Source organism: Mucilaginibacter xinganensis (assembly GCF_002257585.1).
GTDB lineage: Bacteria > Bacteroidota > Bacteroidia > Sphingobacteriales > Sphingobacteriaceae > Mucilaginibacter > Mucilaginibacter xinganensis.
The window spans coordinates 1,313,834-1,337,711 of record NZ_CP022743.1; the positions used below are offsets into that span (position 1 = coordinate 1,313,834).

General features: G+C 45.3%; 22 protein-coding genes. 18 read left to right on the forward strand and 4 right to left on the reverse strand.

What is annotated here, in order from left to right; genetic code table 11:
• Positions 1–43 precede the first annotated feature (43 nt).
• The 8 genes from MuYL_RS05670 to MuYL_RS05705 all read left to right on the forward strand — a co-directional run bounded on the left by MuYL_RS05670 (position 44) and on the right by MuYL_RS05705 (position 10,731).
• Positions 44–2,326, forward strand: a complete 2,283-nt coding sequence (locus tag MuYL_RS05670) for a beta-N-acetylhexosaminidase (protein WP_094569609.1) — start codon at positions 44–46, stop codon at positions 2,324–2,326.
• A 5-nt stretch (positions 2,327–2,331) separates the two neighbouring features.
• Entirely contained in the window at positions 2,332–4,635 is a 2,304-nt protein-coding gene (locus tag MuYL_RS05675) for a glycoside hydrolase family 3 N-terminal domain-containing protein (protein ID WP_094569610.1), read from the forward strand.
• 293 nt (positions 4,636–4,928) lie between these two features.
• Positions 4,929–7,100 carry a GH92 family glycosyl hydrolase gene (locus MuYL_RS05680; protein WP_094569611.1) on the forward strand — a complete coding sequence of 724 codons (2,172 nt, stop codon included), beginning with the start codon at positions 4,929–4,931 and terminating at the stop codon, positions 7,098–7,100.
• A 253-nt stretch (positions 7,101–7,353) separates the two neighbouring features.
• On the forward strand, positions 7,354–7,983 hold the full coding sequence (locus MuYL_RS23705; RefSeq protein ID WP_157740631.1) for a collagen-like protein: 630 nt from the start codon (positions 7,354–7,356) through the stop codon (positions 7,981–7,983).
• A gap of 61 nt (positions 7,984–8,044) precedes the next feature.
• A complete protein-coding gene (locus tag MuYL_RS23710; RefSeq protein ID WP_170309727.1) occupies positions 8,045–8,665 on the forward strand; it encodes a collagen-like protein in 621 nt (206 codons plus the stop codon).
• 33 nt (positions 8,666–8,698) lie between these two features.
• Positions 8,699–9,337 carry a hypothetical protein gene (locus MuYL_RS05695; RefSeq protein WP_094569613.1) on the forward strand — a complete coding sequence of 213 codons (639 nt, stop codon included), beginning with the start codon at positions 8,699–8,701 and terminating at the stop codon, positions 9,335–9,337.
• A 63-nt stretch (positions 9,338–9,400) separates the two neighbouring features.
• The gene (locus MuYL_RS23715; protein WP_262493658.1) at positions 9,401–10,027 is read left to right on the forward strand and encodes a collagen-like triple helix repeat-containing protein; all 627 of its coding nucleotides are present in this window, start codon (positions 9,401–9,403) and stop codon (positions 10,025–10,027) included.
• A gap of 77 nt (positions 10,028–10,104) precedes the next feature.
• Positions 10,105–10,731, forward strand: a complete 627-nt coding sequence (locus MuYL_RS05705; protein WP_094569615.1) for a hypothetical protein — start codon at positions 10,105–10,107, stop codon at positions 10,729–10,731.
• Positions 10,732–10,906: 175 nt separating this feature from the next.
• Here MuYL_RS05705 and MuYL_RS05710 read toward each other — a convergent pair whose 3' ends face one another.
• Entirely contained in the window at positions 10,907–11,128 is a 222-nt protein-coding gene (locus MuYL_RS05710; RefSeq protein ID WP_094569616.1) for a DUF6965 family protein, read from the reverse strand.
• A 317-nt stretch (positions 11,129–11,445) separates the two neighbouring features.
• On the opposite strand from MuYL_RS05710, the gene MuYL_RS05715 reads away from it, so the two are divergent.
• The 8 genes from MuYL_RS05715 to MuYL_RS05750 all read left to right on the forward strand — a co-directional run bounded on the left by MuYL_RS05715 (position 11,446) and on the right by MuYL_RS05750 (position 19,017).
• Positions 11,446–14,061 carry a PAS domain S-box protein gene (locus tag MuYL_RS05715; RefSeq protein WP_094569617.1) on the forward strand — a complete coding sequence of 872 codons (2,616 nt, stop codon included), beginning with the start codon at positions 11,446–11,448 and terminating at the stop codon, positions 14,059–14,061.
• A gap of 42 nt (positions 14,062–14,103) precedes the next feature.
• Positions 14,104–14,472, forward strand: coding sequence for a response regulator (locus tag MuYL_RS05720; protein ID WP_094569618.1), 369 nt, complete (start codon positions 14,104–14,106; stop codon positions 14,470–14,472).
• Positions 14,473–14,738: 266 nt separating this feature from the next.
• Complete coding sequence (locus MuYL_RS05725; RefSeq protein WP_094569619.1) at positions 14,739–15,674, forward strand: ring-cleaving dioxygenase; 936 nt, start codon at positions 14,739–14,741, stop codon at positions 15,672–15,674.
• A gap of 2 nt (positions 15,675–15,676) precedes the next feature.
• On the forward strand, positions 15,677–16,321 hold the full coding sequence (locus MuYL_RS05730) for an alpha/beta hydrolase (protein WP_094569620.1): 645 nt from the start codon (positions 15,677–15,679) through the stop codon (positions 16,319–16,321).
• 30 nt (positions 16,322–16,351) lie between these two features.
• Complete coding sequence (locus MuYL_RS05735; protein WP_094569621.1) at positions 16,352–16,711, forward strand: cupin domain-containing protein; 360 nt, start codon at positions 16,352–16,354, stop codon at positions 16,709–16,711.
• Between the two features lie 73 nt (positions 16,712–16,784).
• A complete protein-coding gene (locus tag MuYL_RS05740; protein WP_094569622.1) occupies positions 16,785–17,258 on the forward strand; it encodes a hypothetical protein in 474 nt (157 codons plus the stop codon).
• 142 nt (positions 17,259–17,400) lie between these two features.
• Complete coding sequence (locus tag MuYL_RS05745) at positions 17,401–17,577, forward strand: histone H1 (RefSeq protein ID WP_094569623.1); 177 nt, start codon at positions 17,401–17,403, stop codon at positions 17,575–17,577.
• A gap of 618 nt (positions 17,578–18,195) precedes the next feature.
• Positions 18,196–19,017, forward strand: a complete 822-nt coding sequence (locus MuYL_RS05750; RefSeq protein WP_094569624.1) for an alpha/beta fold hydrolase — start codon at positions 18,196–18,198, stop codon at positions 19,015–19,017.
• Positions 19,018–19,266: 249 nt separating this feature from the next.
• Here the strand turns inward: MuYL_RS05750 and MuYL_RS05755 are convergent, their stop codons facing one another.
• The 3 genes from MuYL_RS05755 to hypA are packed head-to-tail and all read right to left on the reverse strand — an operon-like array spanning position 19,267 to position 20,764.
• Positions 19,267–19,524, reverse strand: a complete 258-nt coding sequence (locus MuYL_RS05755) for a HypC/HybG/HupF family hydrogenase formation chaperone (RefSeq protein WP_094569625.1) — start codon at positions 19,522–19,524, stop codon at positions 19,267–19,269.
• A 40-nt stretch (positions 19,525–19,564) separates the two neighbouring features.
• Positions 19,565–20,386 (reverse strand): hydrogenase nickel incorporation protein HypB, encoded by an 822-nt coding sequence (gene hypB / locus MuYL_RS05760; RefSeq protein WP_094569626.1) that lies wholly within the window; start codon positions 20,384–20,386, stop codon positions 19,565–19,567.
• Between the two features lie 36 nt (positions 20,387–20,422).
• Entirely contained in the window at positions 20,423–20,764 is a 342-nt protein-coding gene (gene hypA, locus MuYL_RS05765; RefSeq protein ID WP_094569627.1) for a hydrogenase maturation nickel metallochaperone HypA, read from the reverse strand.
• 229 nt (positions 20,765–20,993) lie between these two features.
• Here hypA and MuYL_RS05775 point away from each other — a divergent pair, with 229 nt between their 5' ends.
• Together MuYL_RS05775 and MuYL_RS05780 are read left to right on the forward strand one after the other, a co-directional pair.
• Positions 20,994–22,121 carry a hydrogenase small subunit gene (locus MuYL_RS05775; protein ID WP_094569629.1) on the forward strand — a complete coding sequence of 376 codons (1,128 nt, stop codon included), beginning with the start codon at positions 20,994–20,996 and terminating at the stop codon, positions 22,119–22,121.
• 28 nt (positions 22,122–22,149) lie between these two features.
• A complete protein-coding gene (locus tag MuYL_RS05780) occupies positions 22,150–23,874 on the forward strand; it encodes a nickel-dependent hydrogenase large subunit (RefSeq protein WP_094569630.1) in 1,725 nt (574 codons plus the stop codon).
• Positions 23,875–23,878: the final 4 nt, after the last annotated feature.

A 23,878-nucleotide genomic window follows, 5' to 3' on the forward strand; every position in this document is an offset into this window, starting at 1 on the left:
ATGCGGTGCTCAAACAGTAAAAAAATAAACTAACCATAAAGCCATGGTCCGGAATAAAAATAGCTCCCCTAAAAATTTTGCCGCTGCAATCACAGCTTTGCTGTTGATGTGTTTATGTTTTACGGTTAATGCTCAATTCCATATCATCCCGCAGCCGCTTAGACTTACCCCTAAACCCGGCACCTTTACTTTAAAGAACAATATGGTGATAGGCATTGATGCGGATAATAAAGCTACCGCTATTTACCTCCAAAGCTATCTTGCAAAAAACTACAACCTGCATTTAAAAGTGCGGATAAAACCAACGGCTGCTGCCATCTACCTGCTGCTGGATTCAAACCGTACAAAAGGCGATTACTTTTTAAATATTAGTAGATCATCGATAAAAATAACAGGCAATAGTAATGGCATATTTTACGGCATTCAATCGCTTATCCAGCTTTTGCCCCAGGATGGTGCCGCGCCTTTCCGTTTGGCAGCATGTGAAATAGTCGATGAGCCGCGGTTTCAGTGGCGCGGCCTGAGCCTTGATGTAAGCCGTCATTTTTTTACGGTAGATGAGGTGAAGAAATATATTGATGTGATGGCGCATTATAAGCTCAATGTGTTTCACTGGCATTTAACAGACGATGAAGGCTGGCGAATTCAGATTGATAAATACCCGCTTTTAACCGATGTTGGTTCAAAGATCAGCTTTTACGAAAAACAGGGGAAGTTTCGCAAGCTGGATAATTTGATTGATGGGGGCCGGGATGGGTTTTATACAAAAGCCGATATTCGGGAGGTTTTAAAATATGCAAAAGAGCGCTTTGTTACGGTGCTGCCCGAGATTGAAATGCCGGGGCATAGCGAAGCTGCCATATTTGCTTACCCATGGCTGGGTTGTAAAGACTCAACCGGCGCTAAACACCGGGTGCGCATGCTTGACCCGGGCGATAGTACCTTTACATTTATGCAAAATGTGCTTACCGAGGTAATTGATCTTTTTCCAAACCAGTACATCCATATCGGTGGCGATGAGGCGGAAGTTGTGGATTGGCTGAAAAGTCCGGTAGCCGTTGCCCTGATGAAAAAGGAGGGCCTTACCAGGCCGGAGCAGGTACAGAGCTATTTTATAAAAAGGATAGAAAAATTCTTGCTTTCGAAAAATAAAAAGTTGGTCGGTTGGGACGAGATCCTGCAGGGCGGCCTTGCCGAGTCGGCAACGGTAATGAGCTGGGAAGGAGAAGCCGGCGGAATAGCCGCAGCCAAAATGCACCATCCCGTAGTGATGACACCGCTCCCTTACATGTATTTTGATGCACCCCAGGCTAATGAGAGTCTGGAGCCGATTGGCTGGAATCCCCCGGTGCCCTGGCAAATGGTTTATAATTACGAGCCGCAGTCAAAACAACTGAGTACCGGCGACGCCAAATATATAATGGGCGTGCAAGGCAATATCTGGGCCGAAAAAGTGCCCAATCTTAAACATTTGGAATACATGGTTTACCCACGCGCGCTGGCAGTCGCCGAGCTGGGCTGGACGGCCAAAGAAAACAAGGACATTGGCAGGTTTGCCGATAAGCTGAACATGCAATACGGCCTTTTTAAATTGTGGGGACTTAACGCCAGACTGCCCAATATTGAAAATATGGCCGATGTTTATACCAACCATGACCATTATTCATTCGTACTAAATTATCCGCTAAAGGGCGCGCAGGTTCGCTACTCCATCAACGGAAAAATGCCCGATAGTACAGCAGCAGCTGCCGGTTTCCCCCTAAAAATAGACGAGGCGCTTACCGATACCCTAAAGCTTTCGGCATACACCACCTGGTTGCTTGGCCATCAGCATATTTTGCAAAGGGAAATGGTAAAACACGTAGTAGTTGATGCTGATGACAGCATAGGCAACCTTCAGCCGGGGTTAAATTTTTCCCTTTATAAAACCAAAGAGGTAAGCTATAGAAAGCTGGATACCATAGCACCGGCAGCAGCAGGCATACTCAGCTTTCCGCAGCCCTTAGTTGCCGCGCCTGCGGGCAGCCCTCTTTTTAATTGGGTTAAGGTAAACGGATTTATTAAAATTGATACGGAGGATGATTACCAGTTAACTACCGGTTTTGAGGAAAGCCCGCTGCTATTTTTGGGTAATGCCAAAGTAATGGACCGCGAAAGAAATCGGTATGTTGAACCGCAAAAAGCATTGCTGCACCTTAAAAAAGGGTACTACGCTATTCGGGGCTATTATTTGGCAGATGATACCAACAGTACCCAAAACCTTTTACAACTGCAAACGGTCGGGGGCAAGGTGCTTGATCCGGGTGCCTATTTATACCACATGTAACCTTTATGATAAAAAAATGGGCCTTATTTCTTACGGCACTGTGCTGTACGGTAACTGCCGGGGCGCAGGTATATAAAGATGCCGGTGCAAGTATAGATGCACGCGTAAAAGACTTACTAAGCCGCATGACGCTGGAAGAAAAGGTGGCGCAAATGAGTATGAGCTCACTTAAAGGTTCGCTGAACAATCCGCTGGGTTACGGCGTTTGCGAAAGTCCGTTTGTAACCATAAATGAAATTGCTGCGCAATCAATTGCCGCCAAAAAATATGCTCGCGAAAAAACCAGGCTGGGTATCCCGCCCATTCAAATAGGGGAGTGCCTGCATGGGCAGCTGGCATCAGGGGCAACCATTTTTCCGCAGGCTATAGCTTTGGGAAGCACCTGGAACCCAGCTATAGTTAAACAAATGGCGTCGGTTGTGGCCTATGAGGCATCTTCATCCGGAGTTGACCAGGCGCTGTCACCTCTGTTTGATCTCATCCGCGATCCGCGCTTTGGCAGGGTAGAGGAGTGTTATGCGGAGGACCCGTATTTAGTGAGCCGCCTGGGAACCGCTTTTGTAACCGGGATGCAGGGCGATGCAGCACAAAGTATAAATGGTATTGCAAAAGATAAGCTGATGTGTACGGCAAAGCATTTTGCGGCTTACAGCATCCCGGTGGCGGGCATTAACCTGGCACCGGCTTCGGTGGGTGAAAGGGAACTAAGATCGATGTTTCTACCACCCTTCAGGGATGCCGTTCAACAGGCAAATATCTATTCGGTAATGCCGGCTTACAACGAAATTGACGGAGTGCCTGCCCATGCCAGTAACTTTTTATTGAAGCAGGTTTTGCGCAGGGAATGGGGTTTTAAAGGTTATGTTTTTTCAGATTACGAGGGCCTGAAAATGTTATACACTTTTCACCACATAGCTGCAGGCCCCGGCGATGCAGCTATAAGAGGCCTGCAGGCCGGGGTTGACCTGGAGGCTCCCAGCCCTGATACTTACGATAAGCTCGCGGACCTGGTTAAAGCCGGCCGGGTAAAAGAAGCGGACATTGATAGCGCCGTTGCACGTATCCTTACAGTGAAATTTAAAGCCGGTTTGTTTGAAAAACTGCTGCCGGATACCGCCAGATTAAAAGATCGGGTACATACCCCCCAGCATATTGCCCTTGCACAAACTATTGCAGAGGAATCTGTCATCCTGTTAAAAAACGAAAAGCAATTGTTGCCGTTAAATATCGGGCGTTTAAAATCGCTTGCTGTTATTGGCCCCAATGCCAACCAGGTACAATATGGCGATTACAGCTCAACCCGCGATAGCCGTTCGGGCACCACGGTGCTTAACGGAATTAAACAGCTGGCAGGCGACAGGATAAAGATCAGTTATGCCAAAGGTTGCGCATTATCTGGCAATGATAAAAGCGGCTTTGCCGAAGCTGTTAAAGCTGCTCAAAACAGCGATGCAATTGTAGTGGTATTGGGTACTACCAGCGTGGTTTTTTCAGGTATTGGATGGAACGGGCATACCCCCGAAGGCGAACCAAAGGATCCTTTTACCTGCGGCGAAGGCTATGACGTTACCGATATTAATCCGGACGGCGTACAGCGCGAGTTATTACGGGCCGTTTATAAAACCGGCAAACCGGTGATACTGGTTTTGGTACATGGCCGCCCCTGGAGCATTGGCTGGGAAAAGGAAAATATCCCGGCCATTATTGAGGCCTGGTACCCCGGCGAAAAAGGCGGGAGCGCTATCGCGAATATTCTTTTTGGCAAGGTAAACCCTTCAGGCAGGCTAAATGTATCTATCCCCCAGTCGGTTGGGCATATACCTGTTTTTTATAACCATGTAAATTCAAACAAAGGTTTTTATCATAACCCCGGCACCCCTGAAAAACCCGGACAGGATTATGTTTTTTCATCAACAGGGGTACTTTACCCTTTTGGTTTTGGCTTAAGCTATACCACGTTTGCTTACAGCAATATGCAGGTTTCAGCGCCTGTTTTTAGTAAAGATGAGCGGGTAACGGTTTCTGTGGATGTAACCAATTCGGGTAAAATAGCAGGGAAGGAAGTAGTACAAATGTATTTGGGTAACAAGGTGAATTCTGTTACTACTCCTGTAATTTTATTGAAAGGCTTTGAGAAGATCAGCCTGGAACCGGGCGAGACCAAAAATGTAAAATTTATTATAAAGCCCGGGGATGTAGCCATTTGGAATTTGGACATGAAGGAAGTAACAGAACCGGGTATTTTTGATGTAATGATAGCCCGGTCAGCAGAGGATGTGGTTTTAAAAAAGACGTTGGCGTATAAATAATGTGATTTCGACCTAAACTTCTCTGTAACCGCGTGCAGCCGTAGTTTTAGATGAGGTAAGTTTGTGTATTCACGCCGTAAAGCGTTCCATTTTTGCATGCGGAACAGCCGGGACAAAGTGAAACATATTGATTATCAGTTAGTTTGCTTTTTTCGAATAAAAAAACACATATAAGTAACTGATAATAAGAGTGTTCCATAGATGTGTATATCGAATTCATGTTAAATAATAAAAACACCCAAAGCATGACGCCGCGTTTTGTCCGGCATAATATGGGCTTAAAGTTTAGTACAATGAAAAGAATAATTATAGCTCTGCTGCTGGTAATTTTAGCCAGCGGTATTAAAGCGCAATCGGTAAACCAATATGTTGATCCTTTTATCGGGACCTCGGCCAATGGGCACACCTTCCCGGGGGCCACTGTTCCTTTTGGTATGGTGCAGCTGAGCCCCGAAACTGGTAATTTCGGCTGGAACTATTGCTCAGGTTACCGGTATGAAGATACTACAATAACAGGTTTTGCGCATACGCATCTCAGTGGCACCGGCGGCGTTGACCTTGGCGACGTGTTGTTTTTTCCATACCAGGGCAACCAGCCGGCGCAATTCACCAGCCGGTTTTTAAAATCAACAGAAAAAGCATCACCCGGTTATTACACAGTTGTATTAAGTAATAATAACATCAGGGCAGAGCTTACCGCCTCGGCACACACCGGCGTGCACCGTTATACTTATTTAGCAGGGGGGGCGGCTCATATGCTGATCGATCTGCAAAGCGGGCTGGTTGAAAGTAAGGAGGAATTGGAAAACCATGTATCTGAAGGTGCTATTACTATCAATAAAAATAATATCAGCGGTTATGCTTACACCAGCCAATGGGTAGATAAGAAAGTGTTTTTTGTGGCAAGGTTTAGTAAAGCTATCACTGGTTCGCATTTTATTGATGGCGATACGCACCGCCGCCTTGTTATTGATTTTGATAGCAAACCCGGCGAAACGGTTGAAGCACGGGTGGCAATTTCGGGGGTAAGCGTTGAAGGAGCCCTCGCAAACCTTAATGAAACGCTTAGTAAAAGCTTTGATGCTGTCAGGACGGATGCTGTAAAGACGTGGGAGCAATATCTGGGCAAGCTTAAAGCAGAAGGTACAAAACAGGAGAAGATCACTTTTTATACCAGCCTTTACCATACCCTGATCCAGCCAAATAATATTGCTGACGTGGATGGTAAATATCGCGGAGCCGATGGCCTGGTCCATCAATCGGTCGATAAGGTTTTTTATTCTACTTTTTCATTATGGGATACCTACCGTGCCGCCCATCCGCTTTACACCATTATTTGCCCGGATAAAGATGGGCAGATGGTTGAAAGCATGCTGCAGCATTTTAACGCGGTGCACCTGCTGCCGGTATGGACGCTTTGGGGCAAAGAGAGTTATGCAATGATCGGTAATCACGCTATTCCGGTTATGGTGGATGCCAGTATGAAAGGGATCAGGGGTTTTGATAAGGAGAAGGTATATGCGGCGATAAAGGCAACGCTTACCCAAAATAAAAACCCAAAATATAACTGGGGCCTTTACCTGCGTTATGGTTACCTGCCGTCAGACACCGTAAAACGCGAAGCGGTGTCACGAACGCTGGAAGCTGCCTACGATGACTGGTGCGCCGCTCAATTAGCGGCTGTACTGCATAAGCAGGCCGATTATGCATATTTTATAAAAAGGTCAAAATTTTATGTCAACCTTTTTGATAAATCGACCAACCTGATGCGCGGGCGGCTTTCAAATGGCAACTGGGTACGGCCTTTTGCCAACCTGGATAGCGGGCAACTGGCTATTGGCGGCGACTATACCGAGGGTAATGCCTGGCAATATACCTGGCAGGTACAGCAGGACGTTCCCGGTTTGATTACCCTGATGGGTGGAAAAAAGCGCTTTAGTGAAAAATTAGATTCATTGTTTACCATGGATTCGAAGGTTTTTGGAAAGGGATCAACCCTTGATGTTACCGGCCTTATTGGCCAGTATGCACATGGCAACGAACCGAATCACCATATTGCTTATTTATATACAATGGCCGGTAACCCGGCAAAAACGCAGCAGCTGGTGAGGCAGATAGCAGATGAATTTTATGTAAATAAGCCTGATGGCCTGTCTGGCAATGACGATTGCGGACAAATGTCGGCATGGTATGTTTTCACAGCGATGGGTTTTTATCCCGTTAACCCTGCTGATGGCAGATACATTTTCGGGGCACCGTTGCTAAAAAGTGTAACTATCAGTTTACCTGGAAAAAAAACCTTTACTGTCAAAGCTAAAAACCTGTCGGCAGCAAATAAGTATGTCCAAAGTATCAGCCTTAACGGGGTAAAATATAAAATGAATTATATCCCGCACAAGACCCTAATGAATGGCGGTATCCTCGTATTTGTTATGGGTGATAAAAAACCGGACGCTGTTTTTTGAGCCGGATAAAAAGTTCATCATCCGATATTCACCCCACTATACAGCAAACAAACCTGCCGATCCGGTAAAGGTTAACTACCTGTTTAAAAAAAGGTGATTTAACGGATTGACAATCAGTTATATATTGCTTACATTGCATAATAATTTTTTGCTTGTTGATTTTTAAATTGATAAGTGAAAATGTACGATGTTCTCCCGAACTATTGCCGATTTAGTGCCCCTGCTAAATATTTACCTATAAAACCTGTTTCGCATGAAAAAAATTCATTGTTTACTTGCCTTAATTGGTGTGATGATGGTTGCCGGCTGCGCTAAAGATGGTGGTGTTGGGCCAACAGGTCCCAACGGCGCGCAGGGTGCTCAGGGAGTTGACGGGCCGGCCGGCGTTCCCGGTGGCATAGGGGCAACAGGACCAACAGGTCCGGCCGGCCCGACTGGACCGACCGGCGCCACAGGTACACTTACTGTTATGTATTCTGATTGGGTAACCGCCGCAAATGATACTTACCTGGTTCAGGATCAATCGGGCCTGGATACCTGGCACATAACGGCACCGGCTGTAACCGCCAGCGCGATCAGTAATGGTTTGATTGTGGTGTATGCCAAGGTAGCTACCGATTACCCCCATGCCTTTCCTTTTGTAACTTCCTACCCGGCTGGCGGCTCATCAATTACACAAACATGGAACGCAGATATTGTCCCCGGACACATTACGCTTACAATGGCGTATCCAATTATACTTCCCGATGTCCAGGCGGGAGATATACACATCACTATTACTTACCGGTATGTGGTGGTACCTGATAATGTTGTTCATAGCATGGGCAGTATTAATATTAATAATTATAGCCGGGTAAAGCAGGTGCTGCATTTGCCAAACTGAAGTCGAGGAACGCCTGTTTTTATTTTTTGCTTTAAATCTGAAGATTAATAAATACGTTATTATGAAAAAGATCCATTACCTATTAGCTTTTGTGGTTTTAATGCTTGCCTCATGTGCAAAGGATGGCGTTACAGGCCCCCAGGGTCCGGCTGGTCCGCAAGGCCCGCAGGGCTCGCCGGGTGCCCAGGGCCCTCCAGGTGCCACTGGCCCCCAGGGACCAGCGGGTCCGGCCGGTCCCGCTGGTCCAACCGGTCCTTCGGGTGGTGTGCTTATCATCTATTCTGCATGGATGTCACCTTCCGGGCCGGGTATCACTAAATCAACTAATGGATTAACTGAACGTACCTGGGACATTCCGGCACCGCAGCTTACGGAAGCTGTTTTAAAAACAGGCAAGGTTGCAGTTTATGGTGCCGGGTTAAATAACTTTTACAGTGAGCAAGTATGGTCAGCAGGAAGGGTGGGTTTATTTCCTATTGCGGTTAATGGAGACACCTGGACCGCAGCCGTAAAACAGGGTGTCATTCATATTGCCATGGTAACTTATAGCAATAATACCGTTACCATGCCTGATTTATTTAGCCTTAGATATATCGCCATACCTGGAAATAGCCGGTTATCGGCCAGCGCTGATATGAACAACTATGATCATTTAAAACACACGTTGCACCTGCCCAATTAGTAAAATGTTTTTGATCAATATAATTCATCTATCATGGAAAGAATTCATTACCTGTTCGCTTTTATTGTTGCAATATTGCTTACTTCCTGTGTAAAGGACGGCGCTGTTGGCCCTGCTGGCCCGCAGGGAGCACAAGGCCCGGCGGGCCAACCGGGCGATACAGGCCCTGCAGGAGCTACCGGCCCTGCAGGTGCCGCTGGACCAACTGGCCCGGCGGGGCCCACCGGTGCCAGAGGGGCAACAACCAATGTTTTTTATTCAGCATGGATAACCCCGGCAACCTCCTCCGGACCTGCATGGGATATTCCTGCCCCTGAAATTACCCAGGATGCTTTGGATAAAGGATTAGTGTTTGTGTACGGAACCGGTTTTGAGAAATTTTTAACAAGACCAGATTTCATGAGCACCGATTGGCCTGCGGGCAAAATAACCACATTCCCTGTTGATATCGGCTTTGTAATTGACGGCTCCTCCTCGTTAACCTCTTCCTGGTCATCATATATCCAGCCGGGGCATATTCTGGTAGAGGTGTCAGAAGCAGCAGGTTTTTTTGACGGTAACTATAATGCCGGCAACACAATTAGCATAAAGTATATTGTAGCATACGGCAATACACATATTACCGGCAGTACCAATAAAAATAAGCATGTTAAGCAAATTGTAAGCAAATAAAAAGGGACTGTAATATTGATGCCTTTCTGCAACGGGGATGTATTCATCATAATTTTTTTTATCATGAAGAGAAAATATTACGTTTTCGCTCTCGTCTTCCTGACTATTTTCGCCGGTTGTGCCAAAGACGGCGGCATTGGCCCTGCGGGGCCTAACGGACCACAAGGGATAGCTGGAGTTAACGGGCCTGCAGGTGTACCCGGCCCAACCGGCCCCAGGGGGCCAACTGGCCCCGCCGGCCCGAAAGGTGCTACCGGTGTTCCGGGTACGGTAACCGCAATTTATTCTGACTGGAAGGTTGCAACCAATGATTTTTTTGATAATGTTTCCCAACCCGGCGTAGATATATGGCATGTTCCGGTCCCGGAAATTACGGCCAGTGTGCTGAGCGGCGGGCTGGTAGTAGTATACTGCAAAAGCGACGGCACAACCATTAATACTTTCCCCTTTGAAACCCATTACGGCGTTACCGGGGCGCTGGTATTCATGGAATGGACAGCGGATGCCACACCCGGAAATATTGTGCTTACCATGACGTACACCAACTTATATGAGTTTGACAGGGATAATACACATATCTCAATTACGTACAGGTATTTAATAATACCCGGAAATATTGTTCATAGCATGGGCAGCATTAATATTAAAAACTATACACAAGTAAAAGAGGCACTGCATTTACCTGACTAATGGACCCTTATACAGTGATTTTTATTGATATGGGTCACTTAATCCAGTCATCTTTTTAAAAGTAAAACTTATATATCATGAAAAAGATCCGCTATCTGTTTACCGCTGTAATGCTGCTTGCTTCATGTATAAAAGGCGGGAATGTGGGGCCTGCCGGCCCGGCAGGAGGAACCGGGCAGGTGGGGCCGCAGGGGAATACGGGCCCTGCAGGCGCTACCGGAGCAGCTGGTTCCCAGGGTTCAACAGGCTCCGCAGGTGCTACCGGAGCCCAGGGCGCAACAAACGCATACTACTCAGACTGGATAACCCCTGCAACCTCCACTTCTGATTTTGATCCTAATTACCTTATAAGTTGGTACCAATGGGATGTTCCTGCACCTGCTATTACCCAGGATGTTATAGACAAAGGCCTGGTGTTGGTATATGGAACCAATTTTGAGAAATTTGTGGCAAAGATTGGATTAACTACCAATTGGCCTGCGGGAAAAGTAACTGCATTTCCGGCATTTATCAGCATCACTATCGAAAACGGCACATTTGACGATCGCTTATCGGTAACACTGCAGCCCGGGCATATCATACTCCAGGTAACCGCTTTTGTTGGTTTTTTGGGCGGCGTTGATGTAGGCAATACAGTCAGCATAAAATACACCGTTGTGCCCGGCAATACGCACAGCATAGGCAGTACCTTTAAAAGGCGGTAACACTTTAAATTAAGCACTGGCAAGCTGCTTATTGTTTTGTACGTTCATAGCATACAAACTTAAAAACCTTCTATGTTTCCATATTTCAAAGAAATCATCCGCATTGGTAACCTCGAACTTAATTTAGGCACGGCCTGGAAGCAGTGAGACCTGCCTGATTCTTAAGATCTACTGATCAAAGCTTTGGTATGGCCGGCCCGCTGTAAGGGTTTTCAAGCGCATGCCTGATTTGCATTAGCCGGTGTTTTGCATTTCCGTCTTTTGGGCTGCTTTGCATCATTCCTATGTTTCTCTCCACTGCTCCCTTAACATCCAGTTGGGTTGTTGCCCGGTCTATCCTAAGTGTTTCGGGTAATGCTGCCGATTCAAAAAATGTGATTAACTCCTGGTCCGTCATTCTGCAAAAATATAAAACTGGAGTCAACATCCCGCACATAATCATCATTACCAATTATGCAAAAAAGGAGTTACTTTAGTCTTCCTTCTTTTATCGATTATAAAACCAGCAGCAATGTTCAACCGTTTTCTTATAACTGCTTTAATTGCTTTTACCCCGTTTTTATTAAGCGCACAAACCATTAAGCCCGGCCCCGAAAATGTATGGGTTTTCAGCGTATTGATGTTACTGTAAGAAATTTAATTTAAAATATTGCCCTGTTAAAAGGTTCCGGGGTAGTTTATTTTTTGCATATTTTTAGCAAAAATATTAGTTTAATGACAAACCCTTTTGCGGAAGCGCAGCAGTTTAACGCCCTGATACAGGCATCGCCGGTGGCAACCGCCATTTATACAGGCCCTGATGTTACTATCTGTATGGTTAACCAGCTAATGCTTAACCTTTGGGACAGGGATGCGGCCGTAATTGGTAAGCCGCTTGAAAAGGCATTGCCGGAACTTGAGGGGCAGCCTTTTATCGGCCTGCTGAAAAATGTATTTCAAACTGGTGAAACCTACGAAACCCGGGAGTCTAAGGCTGAGTTATTGCGCGACGGACAACTTCGTACATTTTATTTCGATTTTACTTACAAGCCAATTCCCGGGCCAGACGGGAAAATAGCTTATATTTTTCATACTGCGGTTGATATAACACAAATGGTGGAAGCAAGAAACCAACTTGCGGATACGAAAGAATGGTTAACCCTGTCGTTATCCTCGGCCGGAACAGGTACATGGGACTTGGATACGTTAAATAATACCGTTCGCTGGGACGCCCGATGCCGGGAGTTGTTCGGCTTTGCCGGGGATGAACACATACCTTATGATGCTGCGCTGAGCTGCATTCACCCTGCTGATGAACCGGCGGTACGCCAGGCGGTCATAAATGCACTTAACCCAAAAGCTGATGATCAATATGATATCCGTTACCGCACCATAGGTCAAAAAGATGGCCGCTTACGCTGGGTGCATTGTAAGGGCAAAGCCTACTTTAACGGGGAAGGCTTAGCGTACCGCTTTGCAGGTACGGTATATGATATTACAGAAGAAGTGCATGCCAGGCAGCGGGAAAGGCAGTTATTAAGACTGGTGGATGATAACGCCAATCATATGACGATAGCAGATATGTCCGGCCAGCTGATCTATATGAATCATGCGGCAAAACACCTGGTTGGCGTTTTGGAAACCGAGGATATTACGCTGTTGTCTGCCAAAGACTTTTACGACGCTGAAGAGTTAGCGCGTGTTCAAAATACCATTCTTAAACAAATAACGGAAGAAGATGGCTGGAAAGGCCTCATCACGTTAAGAAACAAGATAACAAAGGAACCTATTCCCTGCGAAGTGAGCTATATGCTGATTCGCGACCCGGAAACTGGTGAAGTAATAGGGAGGGGCGCCAATGCCCGCGATTTGCGCCCGGAAATTAAAGCAAAGGCAGAATTAAAGTTATTGGCTACCATTGTTGACATAAGCGAAGATTTCTGTAACTACTGCGACCTGGATGGCGGAACGTTATATATGAACGCCGCCGGCAGGCAATTGATTGGCCTTAAGGAGCAGGATATAAAAGGAAGCAATATGTTTGCCTACCATTCAGCCGATTCAAGCCGCGTGATCCACGAAGTGATTTTGCCGCAACTGCTAACGGATGGCCGATGGTCCGGACCGTTGGAATTGGTTCATCAACAAACGGGCGAGATTATCCCGATTCATAAGCAACTTTTTATTATTTGTGATGAATTTACCGGGAAACCTGTGGCTTTTGCAGGGATAGCCCGTGACTTGCGACCGGAGCTGACGTTTCGCAAAGCACTGGATGAACGGAATTCCGAATTGCAAAATACAGTGCAGGAACTCAATTTCCTGGCTGATTCGGTACCTTCTGTTGTTTGGACCAGTAAGCCCGACGGCAACCTGGACTATATTAACCAGCGCTGGAATGAGCGTGGCGGAACAGCCCTTGAAGATAGCCTGGGGACGGGCTGGGCGAACGGATTGCACCCGGATGATCTGCCTGCGGCACTGGCTGCATGGAGCGAATCGTTGCAAACAGGTAATCCTTACCAGATAGAATTTAGGATAAAAGATAAAAAAGGAGAGTACCGCTGGTGGCTGGTAAGGGCCTTGCCGCTTAGAAATGAAGCAGGCGAAATTGTTAAATGGTACGGAACAAACACAGATATTACCGAGCAAAAGGAACTGCAGAGACAGAAAGATGATTTTCTTGGAATAGCCAGCCATGAATTGAAGACGCCCATAACCAGCATAAAAGCTTATGCCCAGGTAATGCAAAAATTGTTTCTCCGCTCGGGCGATAACAGGAATGCCGACTTGGTGGGCAAGATGAACCGGCAAATAAATCGCCTGAACAGCCTTGTTGGTGACCTGCTGGATGTAACCAAGATCAGCGCCGGCCGGCTTCAGTTTAACTACGAGACCTTTGATTTTAACCAGTTGGTTGAAGAAGTGATAGAGGATGTACAACCAACCACCACCAAGCACCTGATAAAAAAGGCATTAAGTTTTAAAAAAGAATTAACCGGTGATCGTGACCGTATCAGCCAGGTAATCACTAACCTGCTCACCAATGCCATTAAATACTCGCCTGAAGCTAATGAGATTATAATTTACACTGAAGACTATAATGGCGAAGCTAAGCTTTGCGTGCAGGATTTTGGTATTGGGATAAGCAGCGAAAAAAAGGATAAAGTGTTTGAACAATTTTACCGGGTAAGCGGTACGCAGGAATACACCTTTCCGGGATTGGGGTTGGGTCTGTACATTTCTTCCGAGATCATCAACCGGTTGGGCGGTAAGATTTGGGTAACCTCTGTAGAGGGAAAGGGCTCCACTTTCTGTTTTTCTTTGCCGGTAAAACAATTAAGTATTTAAATTCATCAAAAAAAAGTTCCGATAATTGTACAATAAGCCGTTATGCCAGATACCCTAAAGAAAATATTAATAGCCGACGACGACGAAGCCATTGTAGATGCCACCTCACTTATGCTGGAAGTGATGGGCTATGAAGTAAGCAAAACGCGGGACGGTAAACAGGTACCCGATGCCATACAAAACAGGCCCGATCTGCTGCTGCTGGATATCTGGATGTCAGGCATAGACGGCCGTGATATTTGCAGGCAGATGAAAAGCGACCCGTTAACAAAAGATATTCCCGTATTGATGATCTCAGCCAGTCGCGATGTCAGGCAATCTGCCCTGGATAGCGGGGCTGACGATTTTTTAGAAAAACCATTTGAAATGGATACACTTGTTAATAAAGTGGTCAGCCTTATCGGTGTTTAAATATAGCCCTTAGTATTTTATTTTAAAGTTCGTCAGATTCTAATCCCTGCCTGGCGTAGTTGCAGGTATTATTGCTACTCAAATCCTTAAAAATCGGATTTGAATAATTTGCGTTTATTTTAACCTCATAAATATATAGTTCCATTTAAGTTTACCATGATAAGGGATCTTTCCCGTTTTATTTCTTGTTCTACATCAAGTTTTTCAGGCATTTGGTATGCTAATTTTGTACTATAAATTTAAAACGAGGAATAAATACAAGCATCATGGAAAATACAATTAACGGCATCCATCACATCACAGCCATTGCCGGCAATGCCAAAAAGAATTATGATTTTTACACCCGGGTATTAGGTTTACACCTGGTTAAAAAAACGGTAAACTTTGATGATCCGGATACCTATCACTTATATTACGGTGATAAACAGGGTACACCCGGTACCATTCTTACTTTTTTTCCATGGGGCGAGATTGCCGCAGGCAGAAGAGGTGCCCGGCAGGCCACAGAGATCGGTTATTCAGTTCCTGAAGGCAGCTTTGATTTTTGGCTGAAACGTTTTGAGGCCAACAATGTGATCTATAACAAAGTTTCTGAAAAATTTGGTGAACCTTATCTTACGGTGCTTGATCCGGATGGGTTGAAACTTGAACTAACCGCTTCAAAAACGGCAGATAACCGCCTTCCCTGGGAAACAGATGAGGTGAAAGCGATAAATGCTACCAAAGGCTTTCATAATATTACCATTACCACCAACAAGATGCAGCCTACAGCTGATATCCTGACTGGGGTGTTCGGCTATCGCCTGTTGGAGCAACACGTTAACCGATACCGTTTTATAACCGATACTGTTGAAAATGCCGCTATTGTTGACCTGGTTGAAGTAGCCGGAGAAGTTGCAGGGCATGTTGCCGGGGGCTCTGTTCACCACGTGGCCTTCAGGGTTAAGAATGAAGAAGTATTAATGCAATACAGGGATAAGATAGCCGCTTTGGGATTACATATTACCGATAAAATAGACCGTAACTATTTCTATTCGCTTTATTTTCGCGAACCGGGTGGTGTATTGTTTGAACTGGCTACAGATAATCCGGGGTTTGCAGTAGATGAACCGGCAGATCAGTTGGGTACCCATTTGATGCTGCCACCACAGTATGAACAGTACCGCGCGAAACTGGAATCTTCATTGCCTAAATTAGTTTAAGTATGTACACTCATCAAAAAAATTATATATCGGCAGGTGCGCCTGCCGGTAAAGCCACAGGCGCGTTGATTATGCTGCATGGCCGTGGTGGAAGCGCAGCAGATATCCTAGGCCTGGCAGGTGAACTGAAAAATGTGAACGAATTTGCTGTTTACGCCCCACAGGCCAGCAAAAACAGCTGGTATCCCCACAGCTTTATGGCCCCGGATGCAAGTAATCAACCGGCGCTTAACAGTGCGCTGGAAGTTATCGGGAAGGTAGTAGAAGAGATCCTTGCGGCTGGCATTCCGGCCGAAAGGATCTTTTTCCTGGGGTTTTCACAGGGAGCCTGCTTAACGCTGGAATACATTGCGCGCAACGCAATGCGGTACGGTGGCGCAGTTGCATTTACAGGTGGGCTTATTGGAGAAGAATTAAATAAAAGTAATTACCGGGGTAGCTTTGCGGGTACGCCAGTGCTCATCACAACCGGCGATCCTGATCCGCATGTGCCGCTTGCCCGTGTGGAGGCCAGCGTTCAGCAGTTGCAAGAGCAGAATGCCAATGTTAAACTGCAGGTTTATAAAGGCCGCCCGCACACTATATTGCGCGACGAATTGAAACTGGCCGATGAGTGGGTTTTCGGCGCACAGCCGCCGGTTTTATGATCATAAAGTATGGTGGTTTAAATCATTGATATGGAAACATTTAAGGTTACCCGTGTATTTGCAGACAAAAATGGCGACAGTCAGTTTGAGGATATTATTTATCCCTTGATTAATGGCGGCCCGATTGGCTATTTGTCTGGCGGCGTTAAAGTAAAAGAACTGATATTCCGGAGGGTCTCGCCAGCTTACGACGATTTTCATAACGCCCCTGAAAGACAATATGTGGTTTTATTGGATGGGGGAGTAGAAATAGAAAACTCCCTGGGCGAAAAACGGATGTTTGCCGCAGGAGAGATCCTGTTAATGGAAGATGTAACAGGCAAAGGCCACCGAAGCCGCAATTTGAAGAAGGCCGCCCGGAACTCTTTGTTCATCACTTTAACAGACTGAAGTTAAAAAAGTAGTTGCCGGTATAATGTGCTATAGCTTGCCTCGTTCTTGAATTATAACGAAATTTGCGCACATGACGGACCTGAATGAGTATGAATGTGAAATGCTGGACGCTGTGCTGGAAGCATTTGGTATTCCGGATAGTTTAACGCGGCGGCAGTTACTTGAGCTTTTTGACCAGGATGAAGCTATGGCTTTTGCCATGGTACAGGCATTGCACAGGGAGGGGCTGGTTGCTGAATCAGGCAAACACGGCGATTATGAGTTGCCGGAGAAACTTATTTTAAAGCCCAAAGGAGAAAAATTCCTGAAGGAAGGTGGTTTTGTTGGCCGCTACCGGCAGGAGCAGCAAAAGCCCGTTGTGGCAGGCGGAACACTTGCCAAATTGCAGCAACAGAATATGCGGCTGCAAAATGAAAAACTTTCTGGAGAATCGCAGGTTCGTGATCTTCGTAAAGCGGTTAATAACTTGCAAACCCGTCAATATATCTGGTTTGTGCTTATCATAGTTGCCCTAATTGCCGGATATCTTTTAGGTCACCGTTAAAAAAGCTTCCCGCATCCCGGTAATATATTTTAATTAACATGCCGGGAATAAACAGATAAGGCCTTTTATTAAAAGTAACATTCAAGGGTTACCAGCTAAGGATATTTTTTTATTTTCGCCGCCTTAATTTAAAACAAAAAAAATGGAAAAATTCACAGCACTAAAAGAATTGATCGCGACAGCTGAAAATGACGCATCTGCGTTTTACGAAAAAGGTAACAAAGCGGCTGGAACCCGCTTGCGCAACGCTATGCAACAATTGAAAACTGTAGCTACTGATATCCGTAAGGAAGTTACAGAAAGAAAAAACGCTAACTGATCAAGCTACACTTTCCGGACAGGTTAGCGTTTCGTTATATCAATTGACTGAACATGTGCGGGAAAATAAAACAGTAATTTAAGGGCCCCTTTTAAAGCGGCCCTTAAATTTATAATTCATTTTTTTTAAAAACTACTCTGATTGCACCCGCTAAAATCGGTCTGTAAAACATACTCCTCATTGTTAATAAGCACCGATCACCCATTTTATTTTCATGCAACGCATACAGCGGTAGCGTTTTAAGGGTAGCCAAAAAAGTAGTGTCCGCATCAGAATGGTTCTGCGTATTCTTTTCAAAGTTGTTGTAGTGCCACTTCGGCAAGGGCAGGCTTGAGTTGTTTTTTTGTTGTCAGGGGTATCCATAAATTTAAATAATCGGCAGTAATTAGAAAAATTCTTCCCTCTTTAAAGATAAATTATTGGCAATGGCGAAGGTAGTCCTTAATTGTTAACTTGTCGTCAACTTTGCTACGTATCTGTGGTTAGTACCTATAATAAAAAACAAAGCGTTGATTTCTTAACCTAAATCAAGTTCACCTGCAGAAAAAAATCAGAGCTTTGTATCAACAACAAAAACATAAACACCATACGAATTTCTTAACTTAAAAAATTAAAATCATGAGCACTATCACCACAAAAGACGGAACCGAAATTTATTACAAAGATTGGGGAACAGGACAACCATTGGTTTTTCATCACGGCTGGCCATTATCTGGCGATGATTGGGACGCGCAGATGATGTTTTTCCTTGAAAAAGGCTATAGGGTTATCGCCCATGACAGGAGAGGTCATGGAAGATCAAGCCAGGTTTCCGGCGGACATAATATGGATACCTATGCAGCCGACGTGGCGGCCCTTACCGAGGCGCTTGACCTGAAAGATGCGATTCATATTGGTCACTCCACCGGTGGCGGCGAAGCCATTCATTACGCTGCCAATCTTGGAAAAGGCCGTGTGGCCAAAGTTGTGCTTATTAGCGCGGTAACCCCATTGATGGTCCAAACTGAAAACAATCCGGACGGTGTTCCGATGGCCATATTTGACGAAATACGTCAGGGCACGGCATTTAACAGGGCGCAATATTTTGAGGATTTTACCATTCCTTTTTACGGTTATAACCGTGAGGGTGCTAAAATATCCCAGGGCATCAGGGATAATTGGTGGCGCCAGGGAATGATGGGCAGCGTGAAAGCGCACCATGACGGTATTAAGGCATTTTCCGAAACGGATTTTACCGAAGATCTTAAAAGTGTGGATATCCCGGTGCTGGTTTTGCATGGCGAAGATGACCAGATCGTTCCATTTCCTATTTCGGGAGCAAAAGCCATCAAGCTATTGAAAAATGGGACATTAATTTCCTATCCGGGTTTCCCTCATGGCATGCCGGCTACTGAAGCTGCGACCATTAATAAAGATCTTTTGGCTTTTATCCAGTCCTAAATAGGTCACCGTTTAATTTTCCGTGCAAAATCGGGATAGGACGAAACAAAAGGCCGTTTCATAATTTTACTTATGAGACGGCTTTTTAGTTCAAAAACAAATGAAATTCTGATATTTTGTGATTACTCTGTGCCCCGCTGGGATTATATATTTTGGGCCAAAAATTAATCGCGGTATAATAAAGTAAAATATTATAAAATAGTATTGTCGTAGTTAAATAAAACCAACCTTATTTTGGGCATGGGCAACCTAAGGGTTATTGATCTCAAGTTCCTCAACTTCTCCCATTGCTTTCAAATAGTTAAACACCCTAGTAGCTTCTTCTTCGTCAATTTTACTGATAGCTACACCTACATGCACAAGCACATAGTCGCCCACTTGCGCAGTTGGCACCATACACAGGTTTATTGATTTTTGAATGCCGCCGAAGGATACTTTGGCAGTCCGGAACAGGGCATCCAGTTCGGCGTCTATTTCTAATATTTTACCGGGTATTGCAAGGCACATATCTTAATTTTTTTAGCTGGTTTTAAATTGGTAGTGTTTTTCAAATTGTTTCCGCTTGCAACACCTTTGATCGTAACCAATTATACCAAAGTGGTAATCCATCGCCCGAGGTACAACTTACCTCTATAATCTCCAAGTAATGGTTAACTTTTTTGGCATTAGCTTTTGCTTTTTCAATATCAAAAGGGACATAGGGCAGCAGGTCGGTTTTATTGATGATACAAAGCGTAGAAGAGTGGAACATATCCGGGTATTTAAGCGGCTTATCATCGCCTTCAGTAACACTCATGATCACTACTCTTTCTTTTTCGCCCAGATCAAACATCGCCGGGCAAACCAAATTGCCTACGTTTTCAATAAACAGAACAGAATAGTCTGCGGGCTTTAAATCTTGAATGGCATGCGTTATCATGTGCGCGTCCAGGTGACAGCCTTTACCGGTGTTTATCTGTGTAACTTTGGTGCCTGTGGCAAAAATGCGATCGGCATCGTTATTGGTTTGTTGGTCGCCTTCAATTACAGCAAACTCCAGTTCACCTTTCAGGTCTCTTAGTGATCTTTCCAGTAACGATGTCTTTCCCGAGCCGGGCGAGCTTACCAGGTTCAAGGCCAATATATGCTTCGCGTCAAAATAACCGCGGTTACGCTCTGCCAGCAGGTTGTTTTGGTGCAATACGTCCTGCTCCACATCAATGATCTTTTTTTCATTGATGTGCTGATGGTCATGCGTATGCCCGTGATCATGTACGTACCCGTGGTTATGGGTGTGAACATGATCATGCGAATGGTTATGCTGTTGATCTTTATCAATCAGGAAAAAAGTAGTTTTACCGTCGGAGCCGCAGCCGCATGTAGCGCACATTGTTTTAGATTTTAAAAGTTAAGTTCAATATTTATTTCACGAAACCAGGAGGGATTTTACTTTTAATTCTTTCCCCCGCAGTATACTTATCAAATGCTCGCCGCATACCGGGCAAGCGTCGTAGTAATTTTTTATATCAAATTCGGTGTCACAATCCAGGCATTTCGCTTTTGCCGAAATACTGTTTACCTTTTTTAAACTATTATTTAACATGGTGCCTTTTTTAGCCTGTGTCCAGGCAAACTCCATGCTTTCCATATCAACTCCGCTTAGTGTACCAATGTCCAATTCAATTTCGTCGACACTATGCGCACCCGCAGCTTTTGCATGATCTTCAGCGATCTTGATGATCCCCATTACAATTGAAAGCTCGTGCATAATTTATTTGTTAACTTCAACTACCCTCCCTGCCTTTTCTGCTTTGATTTTTGAGCAAATCATTGTTAAGCCTTTAGTTCAAATTTATCCGGATGCAACCGATAACTATGTGATAAGGATCATCTTTAAAAATGACTTTGGTTATAAGTATCTAAAAACCATCGGGGTAGGTTTGGTATGATTTTGCTACTCGTTCTGAATTTAACTAATTATTAAAATCATTGCCATCATGAATAATGAGACTATACCAATTCAGCCTACTTACTACGAGGAGGTGCAGCGAAAAGGATATTCCCGCCGCGATTTTGTGAAGTTTGTAAGTTTAATGACCGCCTTTATCGGCCTTGATCAATCCGCGATAGGGCAGGTCGCGAAAGCCTTAGAGGCCAAACCAAGAATGCCGGTGATTTGGCTGCATTTTCAGGAATGTACCTGCTGTAGTGAGAGTTTCATCCGTTCATCTCATCCTATTGTCGCGGATATCCTGCTCGATAAAATATCTCTGGATTATAGTGAAACACTGATGGCTGCATCTGGCACACAGGCCGAGGCCGCACTAAAAAATACAATGACCAAATACAAGGGCCAGTACATTTTGTGTGTTGAAGGCAGCGTACCGATGGGCGCAGACGGCGTTTATTGTATGATAGGCGGTAAAACATCGTTACAGATTTTAAATGAAGTATCAGAGGGAGCCGCAGCAATCATTGCATGGGGCAGTTGCGCCAGCAATGGCTGTGTGCAAGCGGCCAAACCAAACCCAACCGGAGCAACTCCCATTCATAAAATCATTACTAACAAACCAATTATTAAAGTGCCGGGCTGCCCGCCGATTGGTGAAGTAATGGCCGGGGTTATCGTTCATTATTTAACCTTCGGCGTTATCCCTGAGTTAGACAGGCTCGGCAGGCCAAAGGCATTTTATAACAAACGGGTTCACGATACGTGTTATCGCCGTCCGTTTTATGATGCCGGTTTATTTGTGGAAAGCTTTGACGATGAAAACGCCAAAAAAGGCTATTGCTTATATAAAGTGGGCTGTAAGGGGCCCACTACCTATAATGCCTGTGCGGTTACTAAATGGAACGGCGGAACTAGCTTTCCCATCCAGGCAGGGCACCCATGCATTGGCTGCAGCGAAGAGAATTTCTGGGATAATGGAAGACTATATGAACGGGGATCTTCATTTGCCGGTTTTGGTATTGAAGCTGACGCCGACAAGCTGGGCGAAGTTGCCCTGGGTCTGACCATTAGTGCAATCGCTGTGCATGCAGTAGCTACCAATTTTGGCAAGGGCAAAACCATCCATGAACATCAGGCCGAAGGAAATGAGAGCGAACATGAACTGGAATCTTAATCAACTCACATCGTAATAAAATTTAATCATGAGTAAGAGAATTGTTGTTGACCCTATCACCAGGATTGAAGGTCACTTACGTATAGAAGCTGATATTGAGAACGGGAAAATAAAAGACGCTTATAGCAGCGGCACGATGGTGCGCCTGCTTGAAGAAATATTACAGGGCCGCGATCCGCGCGATGCCTGGGCATTTGTAGGAAGGGTTTGCGGCGTGTGTACCTCTATCCACTCCCTAACATCTGTGCGGTGCGTGGAAGACGCGCTGGATATCACTATCCCGCCTAACGCCGAACTGGTGCGCAACATTATGTTTTGTACACAATATATGCACGATCATGTGGTGCATTTTTATCATCTGCACGCCATGGATTGGGTTGATGTAGTAAACGCGCTGAAGGCTGACCCGAAAAAAACCTCGGAACTGGCACAAAGCATTTCGCACTGGCCCAAAAGCTCGGCTGGATATTTCAGCGACATTCAAACCCGTATAAAAAAATTTGTTGCAAGCGGGCAGCTGGGAATTTTCTCTAATGGATACTGGGGCCATAAAGCCTATAAACTGCCTGCCGAAGTCAACCTGATTGGCCTGGCGCACTATCTTGAGGCGCTTGAATGGCAAAAAGAAATAGTTAAAGTTCATGCCATATTCGGCGGAAAAAACCCGCACCCTAACTATTTGGTTGGTGGCATGGCCTGTGCAATAAATCTGGATGATGTGAGCATGATCAACGCAGAACGCCTTGCCTATGTTGGCCAGTTATTGCAGGATGGCAAAGATTTCATAGAACAGGTTTACATTCCGGACCTGATGACTATCGCTTCGTTTTATAAAGATTGGGGCGCTATTGGGGGTGGTTTGGGCAATTATATGGTTTATGGCGATTTGCCAACCAATGGCTATCGCGATACATCAGCCTATAAATTCCCGGGGGGCGCTATCCTGAACAAGGATTTAAGCAAGATTTATGACGTTGATTTAAGAAAAGATGATGAAGTGCAGGAATTTATCAGTCACTCATGGTATGAATATACCGGCGGGAATGATGACGGTTTGCACCCATGGAAGGGCGAAAGCAAGGTAAAATACAGCGGCCCGAAACCTCCTTTTGATCACCTCGATACTGACCATAAATACAGCTATCTGAAAACACCAAGATGGAAAGGCAATGCAATGGAAGTGGGGCCTTTGGCGAGGATATTGGTTGGTTACGGACGCGGAAGACCGGAATTTAAAGAAGTGGTGGACAAAGCACTGAAGGATTTGGATGTTCCAATCACCGCATTATTCTCTACTCTGGGCAGAACTGCCGCCCGTGGTCTGGAAACCGGTTTAACAGCACAGTGGGGCCTCGATTTTTTCAACAAGTTATTGGCTAATATCAAGGCTGGGGATACCCGCATGGCCGAAATGAGCAAGTTTGACCCGGCAACATGGCCAAAATCGGCTTTTGGCGTTGGGCATACAGAAGCGCCACGCGGTGCTCTGGCGCACTGGATCAATATACAGGACCAAAAGATAGCAAATTACCAGCTGGTTGTTCCAACTACCTGGAATGCGTCACCACGAGACAGTAAAGGAGGTTTATCGGCTTATGAGGCTGCGCTTATAGGTACCCCCGTTGCTGACGAGTCTCAGCCGCTGGAAATATTAAGGACTATTCACAGTTTTGATCCTTGTATGGCGTGCGCAGTGCATTTATATGACGAAAATGGAAATACAATCAATAGGGTGAGTGTGTTAGGCGATTGATTTA